Source organism: Psychrobacter sp. UBA3480, from assembly GCF_002377945.1.
Taxonomy (GTDB): domain Bacteria; phylum Pseudomonadota; class Gammaproteobacteria; order Pseudomonadales; family Moraxellaceae; genus Psychrobacter.
In genome coordinates this window covers 34,757-49,005 of the sequence record NZ_DFQV01000020.1, presented here as the reverse complement: position 1 = coordinate 49,005, position 14,249 = coordinate 34,757, and the positions used below count along the sequence as shown (strand labels likewise).

General features: G+C 43.2%; 14 protein-coding genes. 8 read left to right on the top strand and 6 right to left on the bottom strand.

Annotation, left to right across the window (positions count from 1 at the left end; all coding sequences use genetic code 11):
- Window positions 1–349 precede the first annotated feature (349 nt).
- From B2863_RS07485 to B2863_RS07465, 5 genes are all read left to right on the top strand, one after another.
- Entirely contained in the window at window positions 350–985 is a 636-nt protein-coding gene (locus tag B2863_RS07485; protein WP_227522890.1) for a copper resistance protein NlpE N-terminal domain-containing protein, read from the top strand.
- A gap of 260 nt (window positions 986–1,245) precedes the next feature.
- The gene (gene mpl / locus B2863_RS07480; protein WP_296208864.1) at window positions 1,246–2,727 is read left to right on the top strand and encodes a UDP-N-acetylmuramate:L-alanyl-gamma-D-glutamyl-meso-diaminopimelate ligase; all 1,482 of its coding nucleotides are present in this window, start codon (window positions 1,246–1,248) and stop codon (window positions 2,725–2,727) included.
- 358 nt (window positions 2,728–3,085) lie between these two features.
- Entirely contained in the window at window positions 3,086–3,340 is a 255-nt protein-coding gene (locus B2863_RS07475; RefSeq protein ID WP_057757652.1) for a GlsB/YeaQ/YmgE family stress response membrane protein, read from the top strand.
- 233 nt (window positions 3,341–3,573) lie between these two features.
- Entirely contained in the window at window positions 3,574–4,128 is a 555-nt protein-coding gene (def, locus tag B2863_RS07470; RefSeq protein WP_057757649.1) for a peptide deformylase, read from the top strand.
- Between the two features lie 147 nt (window positions 4,129–4,275).
- Window positions 4,276–5,451, top strand: coding sequence for a type III PLP-dependent enzyme (locus B2863_RS07465; RefSeq protein ID WP_296209780.1), 1,176 nt, complete (start codon window positions 4,276–4,278; stop codon window positions 5,449–5,451).
- An 85-nt stretch (window positions 5,452–5,536) separates the two neighbouring features.
- Here the strand turns inward: B2863_RS07465 and B2863_RS07460 are convergent, their stop codons facing one another.
- From B2863_RS07460 to B2863_RS07445, 4 genes are all read right to left on the bottom strand, one after another.
- Window positions 5,537–6,463 (bottom strand): hypothetical protein, encoded by a 927-nt coding sequence (locus tag B2863_RS07460; RefSeq protein WP_296208853.1) that lies wholly within the window; start codon window positions 6,461–6,463, stop codon window positions 5,537–5,539.
- 77 nt (window positions 6,464–6,540) lie between these two features.
- Window positions 6,541–7,371: a 4-hydroxy-tetrahydrodipicolinate reductase gene (gene dapB / locus B2863_RS07455; RefSeq protein WP_296208850.1), complete on the bottom strand. Its 831-nt coding sequence runs from the start codon at window positions 7,369–7,371 to the stop codon at window positions 6,541–6,543.
- A 173-nt stretch (window positions 7,372–7,544) separates the two neighbouring features.
- Window positions 7,545–8,681: a molecular chaperone DnaJ gene (gene dnaJ / locus B2863_RS07450; RefSeq protein WP_057757637.1), complete on the bottom strand. Its 1,137-nt coding sequence runs from the start codon at window positions 8,679–8,681 to the stop codon at window positions 7,545–7,547.
- A gap of 251 nt (window positions 8,682–8,932) precedes the next feature.
- The gene (locus B2863_RS07445; protein WP_265089150.1) at window positions 8,933–9,061 is read right to left on the bottom strand and encodes a hypothetical protein; all 129 of its coding nucleotides are present in this window, start codon (window positions 9,059–9,061) and stop codon (window positions 8,933–8,935) included.
- 43 nt (window positions 9,062–9,104) lie between these two features.
- On the opposite strand from B2863_RS07445, the gene B2863_RS07440 reads away from it, so the two are divergent.
- Window positions 9,105–9,755, top strand: a complete 651-nt coding sequence (locus B2863_RS07440; RefSeq protein ID WP_296208845.1) for a DUF2939 domain-containing protein — start codon at window positions 9,105–9,107, stop codon at window positions 9,753–9,755.
- Window positions 9,756–9,909: 154 nt separating this feature from the next.
- Here B2863_RS07440 and B2863_RS07435 read toward each other — a convergent pair whose 3' ends face one another.
- Together B2863_RS07435 and B2863_RS07430 are read right to left on the bottom strand one after the other, a co-directional pair.
- Window positions 9,910–10,974: a disulfide isomerase DsbC N-terminal domain-containing protein gene (locus B2863_RS07435; RefSeq protein WP_296208843.1), complete on the bottom strand. Its 1,065-nt coding sequence runs from the start codon at window positions 10,972–10,974 to the stop codon at window positions 9,910–9,912.
- Window positions 10,975–11,351: 377 nt separating this feature from the next.
- A complete protein-coding gene (locus tag B2863_RS07430; protein WP_057757631.1) occupies window positions 11,352–12,056 on the bottom strand; it encodes a pseudouridine synthase in 705 nt (234 codons plus the stop codon).
- Between the two features lie 196 nt (window positions 12,057–12,252).
- Here B2863_RS07430 and B2863_RS07425 point away from each other — a divergent pair, with 196 nt between their 5' ends.
- Both B2863_RS07425 and B2863_RS07420 read left to right on the top strand, forming a co-directional pair.
- Window positions 12,253–12,855, top strand: a complete 603-nt coding sequence (locus tag B2863_RS07425) for a YigZ family protein (protein ID WP_296208841.1) — start codon at window positions 12,253–12,255, stop codon at window positions 12,853–12,855.
- Window positions 12,856–13,113: 258 nt separating this feature from the next.
- The gene (locus B2863_RS07420) at window positions 13,114–14,211 is read left to right on the top strand and encodes a YheT family hydrolase (RefSeq protein ID WP_296208838.1); all 1,098 of its coding nucleotides are present in this window, start codon (window positions 13,114–13,116) and stop codon (window positions 14,209–14,211) included.
- Window positions 14,212–14,249: the final 38 nt, after the last annotated feature.

Sequence of the window (14,249 nt, the reverse complement as noted above, 5' to 3'; positions counted from 1 at the left end):
TTTTTTTGTCTACTATTAATCCGCTCTTACAACCCATATTAGCGATACCACTAAGTATTTCTACCACCCACTCTACCTTTTAGATACATGAGCAACAACAAAAAGTCCACAGAGATATTTTCAAGCCTTTGATATCTTTAGCCAGCTTATTCTATTGACAGATAGCCTTAAGAAATTTATGACTATATAAAGCTGAGTGCTTTATATGAAAAATATGTAAGACATTTATCATTTTCAACTTAAGTTATCGCTAAGCGTCTCTTTTTGATTGTCCTTATTTTCGCCAATAATGCTGTGTTGTCGATGTGCAAACCAGCTTTAAAAATTCTTTTTAAAAACTGTTTTTGGTATGACCATGATATATCTTGCTCCTATTTGCTCTACCACGCTTGCTATCGTAAAACGGTGGCGTCCATCGTTACTTGTAGTGCCTTTATGCATGTTACTAGTAGGCTGTGATAGTGCCTCATCTAACACCGAAAAAGACATGGTATCTACGTTCGCTACTACTAACTCTGAATCACAGGGTGCTTCACAACCTTTTCAAGATGACAACGCTGAATCAGCAACTAATGATGAGTCAAGCGAAATGGCAGAAGGACAATCATTGATTGCTGCTGCTCAGTCAAATAAAGATACCTACACAGACAGCTCTATGGAGCGATCAGAAGCGAAAAGCAGTATGCTGCAAGCAACATTGATGGGCGATTACGGCGGCATGGTCTCTTGTACAGATTGCGACAGTATCGACGTTACATTGAACTTATTCGCTGATGGTTCCGTACTAAAAGCAAGTTATTATCATAATCCTGAAAAACCAAAAACACCTCTACTCGAATCGGGTATCTACCGACAAGACAATGATAAAATCACCATTGTCTATGAAGGGAAAAATATCGAGACCTATCATATCCAAGACAACCACTTGATACGGATTGATGAACACGATAATTTAGAGGATGACTATACGTTATCTCGCAAATAAAAGCGTCATCATGCTGACTGTTAGTTGGCGTATCTCTACATACTAAACGCCGAAATTACATTAGCTACATAGCGCCTACTTGTTAGGCGTTTTTTATTGGTCATCGAACAGGGTTTACTTTACAATGATTGTTTGTTTGCCCAGCTGATATATTGGTCGTTGTTTATCAGAGTGGTTATTTTTACTGATAACAGCTAGGCACCTCATACTTTATTTTATCAGCTCTCTATTCTTTTCATTCAAGCGCGTACGGAACGTCTATGCATATTCATATCCTTGGTATTTGTGGTACTTTTATGGGCTCACTAGCATTGCTAGCACGTGCGCTTGGGCATACAGTCACGGGTTCAGATGCCAATGTCTATCCTCCTATGTCCACTCAACTCGAAAATGCTGGCGTGACTATCGAAGAGGGCTACCTAGTAGAACATTTGCAACCAACGCCAGACTTAGTCGTCGTTGGGAACGCGATGAAGCGCGGCATGGATGTGATTGAGTATATGCTAGATAATGGCTTGCGCTATACATCAGGTCCGCAGTTCTTATCTGAGCAAGTATTGCAGTCACGTCACGTAATCGCCGTTGCAGGTACGCATGGTAAGACCACAACCACGACTATGCTTGCGTGGATATTACATTATGCTGGTATCGATGCAGGGTTTTTGATTGGCGGTGTGCCATTGGTTGATACGACTGACGAGCACTTACAGCAAGTGTTTGCGCACAGCAGCTATTTGGGTGCTGATAAAAGCGATAATGATAAATCTGGCTACTTTGTAATTGAAGCAGATGAGTACGACTCTGCGTTTTTTGATAAGCGCTCAAAGTTCGTTCACTATCGTCCGCGTACTGCTATTTTGAATAACCTTGAGTTTGATCATGCAGATATCTTTGCGGATCTCAATGCAATACAAACTCAGTTCCACCATATGGTGCGTATGATTCCAAGCACTGGGAAAATTATCATGCCAGCCGCGACTATCAGTTTAGAAGATACGCTAGCGAAAGGGGTTTGGACACCTATTTGGCGTACTGCCGTCATCGACTCTACTTTAGCTGATACTAGCGAAAATGCGCGTACTCTAAAAGATAGTAGCGATTGGCAGGCTGAGCTGATTCAAGAAGACGGTAGTAAGTTCAAAGTCAGTTTTGCCGCTGATGAGGATGCCTCTGCCATTGTAAACTGGTCAATGAGCGGTATCCATAACGTCAACAATGCATTAGTTGCTGTGGCTGCTGCCTATGATGTTGGTGTCAGTGTTGAGACTGCCTGTGCCGCTTTATCAGATTTCGCTGGTATTAAGCGCCGGATGGAGCTGATCGGTGACGTCAATGATATCTTAGTTTTTGATGATTTTGCCCATCATCCAACGGCTATTACGACCACATTAGATGGTGCCAAAAAGAAGCTGGCTGATAGACGCATTTGGGCTATCATTGAGCCGCGTAGTAACACCATGAAAATGGGTATTCATCAAGACAGCTTGGCTCAATCAGCGGCACTTGCTGACTACACATTATGGTACGAGCCTACCGGTTTGGAATGGGGCTTAAAAGAGGTCATCGAACAAGCTAAGGCTACTAGCGACTCTATCGGCAACCAACAAGTACTATCAAGCATTGATGCTATCATTGAGCATATCAGCAGTCATGCAAAAGCAGGTGACGCGATTGTAGTTATGTCAAATGGCGGTTTTGAAGGGATTCATCAGCGTTTATTAACCGCATTACATAACGGCTAACGCTTCTAGCTAAGATAAAGAAGCAGCTCTTATAAAGAAACCGCTCTTCTTATTTTTCTCTATACAAACGTAGCTCATCTAATAGATGGCTGCGTTTTTTACTTCTAATATTTATATGTCTTAATTATATGAGTTCGGCACTACAGGTACCACGTTGATAAATGCTGTTAGCACCATTGCTACCTTTGTAACCTTTCGTTTACTTATTGTCCTTACTCAATAGCAAATCGGGATTTTTCCTCACATAGCCCCTACAGTAGTAACATTTTATGCTTACTTTTGCGTTTGAGGAATGTTTACAATAGATTCATCAAAACTTGTAACACATTATAAATATTAATAATATTAGGAGAATAACATGAGCTTTATTTGGATGATTATTGTAGGTTTAGTCGCAGGTTTATTAGCACGTGCTATCAAACCAGGTAACGACCCTATGGGCTGGATTATGACTATCGTATTGGGTATCGTTGGTGCAATGCTAGGTGGTTTCCTAGCTGGCCTAATCGGTATCAACGCTGATGGTGGTTTCACTGGTCTGATTTTCTCAGTGATCGGTGCAATTATCCTACTGTTCCTATATGAAATGATTGTAAATAAACGCCGTGCATAATTAGTCATAAGCCATGCATATTTTAGTCATAAATGATTACTAGCTACTCAAAATACTATATAAACAAAGCCTTGCGTTAAGCAGGGCTTTTTTATGCCATTTGTTATCGAAATCCAGTCTTTCTACCTGCATATAGCATCATATGACTGCGAAAGTATTGATAAGCATTACTTTTGTCCCCATTTATCTTATAATATCAACCCTATTTTGTCCTTATCATTGAGGTGAGCGTTATGGCACTACTCCCTATCTTAAGTTACCCAGATCCTCGCTTGCGTACTATCGCCAAGCCTGTCAAGGAAGTGACTGCTGAAATCAAAACCTTAATCGCAGACATGATCGAGACGATGTATGATGCTCAAGGCATCGGGCTTGCAGCCAGTCAAGTGGATCATCATATTCAGCTTATCGTGATGGATTTGTCTGAAGACAAAAGCTCTCCTAGAGTTTTTATCAATCCAAAAGTTACGCCACTGGTAGAAGAAAAGCAACCGTATGAAGAAGGCTGCTTATCTGTACCTGATGTCTATGACAAGGTCGAGCGTCCTAATAAAGTCCGTATTGAAGCGTTAGACGGTAACGGTGAGGTCATCGACGAAGTAGTCGAAGGACTGCTTGCTGTTTGTATCCAACATGAAATGGATCATCTAAATGGCGTAATCTTCGTTGACTACTTGTCTCGTCTTAAACAGACACGTGCTCGTGATAAAGTCCGCAAAGTTCTTAAAATACGTGAAAAGCAAGAAGCTCAATCAGCAGAAAAACAGACACAAGCCGTCAATTCTTAAAGCTCTACTCTTTATTCTTATCTTTTTTATTCCGTCTTTATCCTTCACATAGTTACGTCTACAGTGGGTGTTAATATTTAGCATTCACTGTTTGGCGATAATTTTTCTAACCGATACAGTTTCCACAAAAGGTTTACTACTATGACAATGATCAAAATTGACCAATATTTTGAACCTGCCAGCTGGCAGAAATTTACCAAGGCTGCTGAAGGTCGCGAGACGCCTTTCTTAGTAGTTGACCTTAGTCGTATCGAAACCAAATACCATGAAATGGTAAGCCTGTTTCCTAATGCAAAACTGCATTATGCAATGAAAGCTAGCCCTGCGGTGGAAGTAATCGATCTACTAGCAAACCTTGGTTCAAACTTTGACTGTGCCTCTATCTATGAGCTTGATCGTGTGCTTGGTTGCGGCGTTGAGCCATCTCGTATCTCATATGGCAACACCATCAAAAAAGCTGAGCATGTTAAGTATGCTTTTGAGAAAGGCATCGATCTATATGCGACTGACTCAGAAGCAGATCTAAAAAACATTGCCAAATACGCTCCAGGCTCTAAAATATTTGTGCGTATCTTGGTGCAAGGCTCAGAGACAGCAGAATGGCCATTGTCACGTAAGTTTGGTTGCCATCCTAATATGGCCATCGACCTACTGGTTCAAGCGCGTGAATTGGGATTGGTTCCTTATGGTATCTCGTTCCATGTTGGTAGCCAGCAAAAAGACGTCGCTGCATGGGATGATGCGTTAGCCAAAGTTAAATATATGTTTGACTGGATGAAGAATGAAGAAGGTATCAAGCTACAAATGATCAATTTGGGCGGCGGCTTCCCGACCAATTACATTAGCGAAGTCAATCCTATCAAAGTCTATGCGGAAGAGATTACCAGCTATCTGACTGACGACTATAATGATGACGAAATGCCAGAAATTATTTTGGAGCCGGGTCGTTCGTTGGTTGGTGGTTCAGGCGTATTGGTCAGTGACGTAGTACTGATATCTCGTAAGTCTGATACCGATTTGACTCGTTGGGTATATACCGACGTTGGTCTATTCCAAGGCTTAATCGAGACGCTAGGTGAAGCTATCAAGTATCCTGTCTATACGCCTAAGATGGAAACGTCTACCAGTGAAGGCACAGTAGTACTGGCAGGTCCAACCTGTGATTCAACTGATATTATGTATGAAGAAGCTGGCTATCAGTTACCAGAAGAGCTTGAGATTGGTGATAAAATCTATTGGCTAACTACTGGTGCTTATACCAATTCTTACTCATCGGTAGAGTTCAATGGTTTCCCACCGCTAGAAGTGGTTTATATTGACTAGTACTTGTAATGTTTCACAAAAAAGCGCGGCACGGTTGTTAATACTCGTGTCGCGCTTTTTTGTGCTTAACGACTTGATTGTTCAACTAGTCAACTCGCAAAGAAACAGGCACGCTATTATTGTTATTAATAGTTCGGCTACCGTTACTGGTACTACTGCTTGAGTTTTGTGAAATCTGTCCAATCGTTACCCATTGTCCACGTGGCACGATCATCGTACTGTTCAATCTTTGGCCTCGAACAGCATTACTAGCACTGCTAGTAGAATTGTCAGTAGAACTCATTTGATTATAAGGTGAATTCGGCTGCACTAAACTTTCTTCCACTTGGGAAAGTTGTACTTCTACCTCCCCGCTAGGTAGCAACCTTGGTGTGACGGCAATCCCTTGTGTCGTTGGCAGTAGTATTTGCTGCTGAATCACAATCTGTGGTTTGAAGTTATCGTTAGCTGAACGATGATAAGTTGGATAGTTATTAGTATTATAGGTTTGAGTTAACGAGTAGAGCGTAGCTGTGCTGATACTCGCCGCACTGCCAGACAATGCTTGTACTTGATATAGATTATTACCCTGCTGCTGGCTGCTACGCTGAATAATAACCCCTGCACCTTGGATACCACGATTGGTAATAATGACTTGACCCTGCTGAATACTACCTTGCTCGCTACTACTATTACCAACACGTACAGCGACCGTCAATGCCTGTGGCTGACGGTCAATCTGAGACAATAACTGCTGTACCGCCTGATAATTGCGTGCCGTCGTTCGCAGTACCAATTTATCTTGATAGGTAGTCACCGTACCACCGTCAGAACTACTATTTAGTTGCTGCCTTACTGCAGGTAACAAACTAGCCCCGCCATAAGTATGGATGACATAAGTTTGAGAGGTGCTGGCTTGTACGGTAATTGGTAGAACCGTTAGACTCAGTGCAAAGACTGATAGGCTTGCAAGATTGATGGTACAAACAGCACCAATCAGTCTATGACTAATATAACGTTTAATGCTATTCATACCTACTCCCTTGCTGCTATTAAGTCATCGAGCCATCAGTCATAACGCTAAACTTGATCGTCAACTATAAATAGTCGTTAGTCACTTAATCCAAGCACGTCTTGCATGTTGTACTGACCTACTTCCTGCTCAACGACCCACGTTGCGGCACGTACTGCACCAGCGGCAAATGTCATGCGCGCGCGTGCACGATGGGTAATCTCGACCACTTCGCCATCTGCGATAAACATCACAGTATGGTCGCCTACGATTTCGCCACCACGTACCGCGTGGATACCGATTGTCCCAGATTCGCGCTCGCCCGTTTGTCCTTCGCGGCCATAAATAGCAACGTCTTTTAGGTTTTGTCCGCGTGCTTCTGCGACGGCTTCGGCCATCATATATGCCGTACCAGAAGGCGCATCGATTTTGTGTTTATGATGGGCTTCGATGATTTCTACATCAGCATCATTACCAAACGCTTTGGCAGCCATACCGAGTAGCTTCAATGATAAATTAACGCCTGTCGAATAGTTACCCGCATATACGATAGTGATTTTCTCACTTGCTTTTGCCAGTACTCGTTCTTGCTGTTCATTGAATCCTGTCGTCCCGATGACCATAGCGACGTTATGCTCAGCACAAACTTGCATGTTTTTTTCAGTAGCGTCAGGCAAGCTAAAATCAATCAGCACATCGATATCATCAATCACAGCGGCTAAGTCATCAACGATTTGTACGTTTAAATGACCGATAGCAGCAACTTCGCCGGCATCTGCTCCAACTAGGCTAGAGCCTTGACGCTCAATCGCTGCTTTTAATACAGTTTGTGGATTGTTCTGTACTGCCTCAATAAGCATACGACCCATACGGCCGCCTGCACCGATTACCCCAACGTTGATAGATTTATTATTTACTTGTTCGCTCATGTTTTTACCTTAGATGTTTTATATTTGGTGAAACTATTTTTGACTATCATTTATCGTAAGTTTAGCAAATATCATCACATGAATGGCTTTTTATACCATCAATAAAAAGCCCAAAGGTTTCATGTGAAACCTTTGGGCTTAGTTCAATACTAGCTACTTAGTTAGATTATTTCTTAATCGAACAAATCGCCGATTTTTTTGAAGAATGACTTCTTATGTGGCGACTGTTGATGCTTGCTGTCATCATCCAACGTGTCTTGGAATTGGCGTAGCAAGTCTTTTTGCTCACGAGTCAGATTCACTGGTGTTTCGATAACCACACGGCAAATCAAGTCACCTTTCATAGTAGTACGGACTGGCGTTACGCCTTTACCGCGTACACGCAGTAACTTACCACTTTGCGTACCTTCTGCCACTTTGATTTTTACTTTGCCATCTAAGGTTGGGATTTCGACTTCTTTGCCCAATGCTGCATCAGTAATGCTTACTGGCACATCCATATATAGGTCAGCACCTTGACGGGTGAATACATTGTGCTGTTTGACGCGTACTTCGACATATAGATCGCCGTTTTGTACGCCAGCACCGCCCGCTTCGCCCTCGCCTGCTAGACGAACACGATCACCATCATCGACGCCTGCAGGGATAGAGACTTCTAAGGTGCGTGATTTGTCTTTTACGCCATTGCCATGACAGTCCGAACAAGGGTTTTTGATCTGCTTACCCGTACCGCCGCAATGAGGACAAGCTTGCTGTACCGCAAAGAAACCTTGCTGCATACGCACTTGACCTTGACCATGACAGGTCTGACAGGTGACCACATCAGAAGCATTTTTTGCCCCTTTACCATCACAGGTATCACAAGGCGCAGGAGCCGTGAAACTGATTTCTTTTTTGCAGCCACGTACGGCTTCTTCTAATGTCAGCTCAATCACATAACGCAAGTCAGAGCCGCGACGCGAACGCCCACCGCCGCCGCCACGCTGCTGACCGAAGATATCACCGAAGTTACCAAAGATATCGCCAAAGATATCTTGGAAGTTACCGCCACCTGCGCCGCCGAAGCCGCCGCCACCCATGCCGTTTTCAAAGGCTGCATGGCCCATGCGGTCGTAGGCTGAACGTTTCTCTTCGTCGCTCAATACTTCATAAGCCATTGAAGCTTCTTTGAATTTGTCTTCCGAATCAGGATCATCAGAGTTGCGATCTGGATGGTATTTCATGGCAAGCTTACGGTAGGCTCGCTTAATTTCTTTGCTGTCAGCGGTCTTGCTGACACCTAATATTTCATAAAAATCGCGCTTACTCATGCTCTCTCCTATCGTCTTTACAGCCACACCGGTTCGTCAAATCATTAGCTCAATTGATAATTGTCTTAATCTTATTCATGGTTCTTAGCTATCGGATATGTATAACGTTTCACATGAAACATAAAAACTCACCATGCTATAGAACCATAATGCTTAGACTTAACCAACAAATACGGTGAAGGCTGCTTAGCCAAATCAATTATAAAAAGTTTGCGCTATTTATGGAGATGGTCTGCTGATTTATCAAGCTCTTAAATAATGAAATTAGCAGTTGGCATCGCTGCGGCAAAAGCCAAACGATTCATTAAGGTTACTGCAAAGCTTTTCGTACCTGAGCGGTGCCCAGTCGTGCTAATATTTACCGCCACATCTACGGTCATTTATACTCATAGTGATGACGATTGCGACAAGGTATCAAGTCTTATGAAAAAGCTGGTTATTCTATTACTCATCATTGCGGTAGCAGTGTATGCAGGTTCGCCTTATTACAGTGCTTATCAGCTCAAAAACGCTTATGATGATAAAGACGGTGCCACTATCGCAGCGGCTATTGATTATGAGCAAGTGCGACCAAGCGTCCAAAATCAGCTAACCAGCCAATTTGCGACGACAATGACTAAGTATCCGCTAATTTCTGAATTGGGTGGTGAGCCGTTGACCGAAGCCGCGAATGGTTTTATCGCGCAGGCAGTTGAAGGTGCTATCACTCCGCAGAATATCGAAAAAGTGATTAATACCCAAGGTCAAGCCAACACGGCAACCAAAGAGCTAGCCGCAGCATGGGCCATCGCTAGCGATCAAGTTGACTTGAAGAACCTGATTCAGAGCTTAATCATTCAGCGCGGTGATGTCGATGCAGTGGTCAAAAGCCAAATGCAGCAAGTCATGAAAAAACAAGCGGCAGAACTTGAGCAGCAAGTAGCCCAAGGCAATGACAGTGAAAAGCCAACGCTTAGCTACTGCGGTATCAATTGCTTTAGTATTAGTGGTCAGGTAAAAGGCTATCCTCTCACTATCGAGATGCAGCGTGAAGGGCTTATTAATTGGAAAATTGTTGATATCGTCTTACCATAAATTATTTAAGACAGCTTTTGAGATGCAAAAATGTCTGAATAGAACCATAAAAAACCGCCTTATGAACTGATTCATAAGGCGGTTTTTTTACGTTGTTTAGCAGTCAAATATATTAATTTTTTAAACTAAAAAACACTTAACCATACCAGTCGGATTATTCAACACCTAAGAACTCTAGAAATTCTGGACTCTCAAAACTCGCCTGATATAGCACGCCATCTTCACGGTAGATTGCAGGTGTCGCCATTACCGCGAGTCCAGCGGCTTTTTCACGATTAGGTGTCACATGGTCAACTGTACAACTTGCTGATGCAGGTGTCATTTCACCCTGTAGCATCGCCTTATCAAATGCTTGACGACGACTGTCTTCATTCGCTTGGCACCAGATACCACGCATCTGCTTCGGTGACGCCTCATATATTGGATAGCCAATGACATTGACCGTCACGCCTTTTGCATTGAGTGAGGGCACTTGCTGATGTAATCGGCGACAATAAGGGCAATTCACATCATCCGCTACATAGATAACGGCTCTCTCAGTAGTGGTTGCTGGATAAGTAATCAACTGGCTTTTGTCCAATGACGCAAACACAGACTGGTTTTTGCGTTTTTCAAAGTTCTCATCGAGGCCGATAAATTGACCATTTTCGATGACTGATATTTCGCCATCGGTAATGTACTGCGCATCATCTGATAGTAAAAACGGCACTCCTTCTAGCGTTGCTCCCCAGATAACACCCGGTACTGCGGTATAAAAGAATGGCGTTTTAGCACTCATATTCTTAAGCGCAGCCATATTTGCTAGCATAGACGATTTGACTGAGGCACTGACAGGTTCGCCTACCTGCGCACTCGTGCTACGTACTGGTGTTTTAGTCACTACCCGTTTGCTTGGGTTTTTCTGTAGCTCACCCTGTATGACATAGTGACCATCTTCGGTGATGTGCAGCGGCAGTTGTCCGGCCAAATTCACTTGATACATATTAGGCAGTTTGGATGGCACAATAGAATTAATCTGTGTTTTGATGCCTGCTTGGGTCAGTACTTGGCGCAATCGCTTATCGACAGTCGCACTCGCTGCTTGAGCTGCTTGTGAATTTGTAGTGCTTTGCGTTACGTTATTGCTGTTGGCATCCGCCGAACTTGGCTGAGCGCAAGCAGTGGTTGCTAATAGTATGACGCTGATTAGGCTAGCGGACTTTAATACAGGTAATGTCACAGAGAGATTCCTATCTGGTTTTTAATAATGGCAGTTTTCAATATTAAAACCAATTCCAAATCTACAACTAACTGAAAGGTAGCACTATATTTTCTGATTAGTCAGATTTTTAGAGTTGGTTTAAGGGTTGTCTGTCATAAAAATATAGATAAAAAAGACTGTAGCATATGGGATAGTTTTGCAAAGCAATAAATAGCTAAAATCGCAAAACTGCTACTTAGCTTTAAGAGATAGGCAACACAGGTAGGTAGTAGACATAAATACAATATAGCAGACCGCAAAAAGCAGCACACTAAGTAGCGGCTGCTAATGGGTTCAAAACGATAGTTTCAAGATAAATACTAAGGCTAAAGCTTAATAGTTTCAGTGCTCATTTATTAAAACTTGGCAACTTCTTCTGGCGTTAAGAAACGGCTATCGCCTTTTTCTAGGCCTTCTAGATTGATATGACCGATACTGGCGCGGTGCAGCTCCGTGACTCGATTACCGAAGTAACCCATCATACGTTTGACCTGATGATATTTGCCCTGCTCTAATGTCAGACGTGCATGTTTTTCATCAATGAACTCAAGAACAGCAGGCTTGGTTGGCTCGTAATCCCCTTCAAGCAAGATGCCTTCAGCCACTTTCTTAACGGCTTTTTCTTGTGCATCACTATCCATTGCATCTGCCAAAGTCAGCTCGTACACCTTTGCATGCTCGTGCTTAGGACTGGTGACACGGTGCAGCCAGCCGCCATCATCACTCATCAGCAACGCACCGGTGGTATCGACATCGAGACGTCCAGCGATACGCAAGCTGCCCAATTCTGGTACAGCAATCAGTTCGGTGACAATTGGATACTCTTTAACTTTTAGCGTGCATTCGAAGCCTTCAGGCTTGTACAACAAGATATAGCGATTGCCCGCAGCAACCGACAACGGCTCGCCTGCCCACATCACATCATCATTGACCACATCGACATGTAGGCCAGGATCTTTAACCACTTGATCGTTTACGGTAATCTCGCCTGCGTGCATGATCTTTTTTGACTCTTTGCGCGACAGCTCGGTGGCTTTACTAATGAATTTATCTAAACGCATACTATTTACTACCATCGGTTTTATTATACCAGCCCTAAATCAGAAACTAACGACGCCAGCACTCAGCCGTGAGCGGCTCGTTATCTTCGATGGTTAGAAATGGTACTATAATGAAAAATTAAATGAACACTGTGCTCAATACAAAGCCAGCGAAAGTCAGACCAGTTTAACATATCCAACCTAAGCCTGATGAAATATGAGCTATCAAACGCTAAAACGTGCCGTTACCACGCGACTCGAAATTAAAAAATCTGAGTTTATCGCTTACGCCTACCCGTTGACCTCTCGCGAGCAAGCAATGTTTCACGTGGAACAATTACGCGAGCAATATCCCGATGCACGGCATTTCTGCTGGGCATACATCATCGGTGATCCAGATAATACCACCAGTGCTGGTTTCGATGATGATGGCGAGCCCAGCGGTACGGCTGGTCGACCGATATTAAATGTACTGCAGCATAAGTCGATTGGCAACGTGATTGTCATCGTGGTACGTTACTTCGGTGGTATCAAATTGGGTGCTGGTGGTCTCACCCGTGCTTATGCGGGCTCTGCTCAAGCGGCCGTCGACGAGATGATACTAAACCCTTATGTACCGATGACCCAGATTCAAATACTGGCAGAATTTGCGACCGAAGCGCAATGCCGCTATATGATAGAGAGTCTTGGCGGTCGTATCGACGATGTCGCCTATAGCAAGCAAGTAACCTTAATCGCCACACTTGCTGAAGCAGATGTCGAAAATTTAAAAGAGCGTTTAGCAATGGATGGTCGAGTATTAGACAATTTAGAAGATTAAAAATTTCTGATGAACTACTCTCGTCGCAAATTTTGGACAGCTCTCTTTTCAATATATTTACTTGTTAGATTTTTCGGTAGCTGTTTCTCGGTAAATGATTTTGAGCAGCTACTTCTCAGTAGCTAATTTCCAGTAGCTGTTTTCAGTAATCATGCGTTCACTGAAAATTATTGGTTTTCACAGGTACTGGCGTTATGATAAAAACCCTTACCACACTACTCTATTTATTTTTTTACAATTATTAAATAAGACCAATATATGTCAACTTCAACCAAACCTTTTTCTCCAGCACCTTTTAAGCCGCCCTTTTGGCTGACCAATCCACACTTGCAAAGTATCTTGCCCAAGTTTTTTGCGCCAAAGGCACCGACCTACCGCCGCGTGGTCGAAAAAGACTCATTGGACGAGAGCGATATTGCTTATGATTTTTATGATGCGCACCCTGTAGAAGCATCAAAAGATGGCGAGCTTGAGCAAACCCCATTGATTGTCTTATTCCACGGCATGGAAGGCAGTAGTGACAGTCATTACGCACGCGCACTAGCGTACCAAATGCACGCGCAAGGTTGGCATTTTGTGGTGGCACATTTCCGTAGTTGCGGTGGTATTCCGGCTAGTGGCACAGTATTTTATAATGCAGGCGACACTGACGAGGTGCATCATGCGCTACAGAATTTGCGTGAGCAGTATGCCAATATCTATGCCGTTGGTGTCTCATTAGGTGGCAATGCACTGGCCAAATATATGGGCGAATATGAGGACAAAGTCCTATGTAAAGGTGCTGTTGTCATCTCCGCGCCAGTCGATATGTCTTCAGCTGCCATTACTATGCACAGCTTTTTGAGTCATCGTATCTATACGCCTTATCTGCTTAACCCAATTATCAAAAAAGCATTGGCAAACGATCTTACGCAAGATGAAATCAACTCTATCAAAGCTGCCAATCGTATCAGTGATTTCGATGACATCTTTACTGCGCCGCGTCACGGATATCGCTCCAAAAACGACTATTACCATACTGCATCCGCCATGCCGTATTTGCGCAACGTTACTCACCCTCTGCTATTAATCAGTGCAAAGGACGATCCTTTTATTGGCTTCACTGCTACCCCAAATGATGTCTCTGAGAGTGTCACTATCTTAGATACTGAGCACGGTGGGCACATCGGTTATCTGCGTTATCGCTCAGACAACGGTCATTCCAAAAGCAAATCGTCTGTCAGTAATGATAAAGAGTCCAAGACTTCAAAGTTCGATATTAACTGGATACCTGAGACGGTCAGCGCTTATTTTAATTGGATTGGCGTGGCTTCTACTAGCGAGTCTTCTCAGGATGTGGGCTCTGACAATAAATAATCACTGTCATCAATGACAAGATAATAACGCCAACGTTT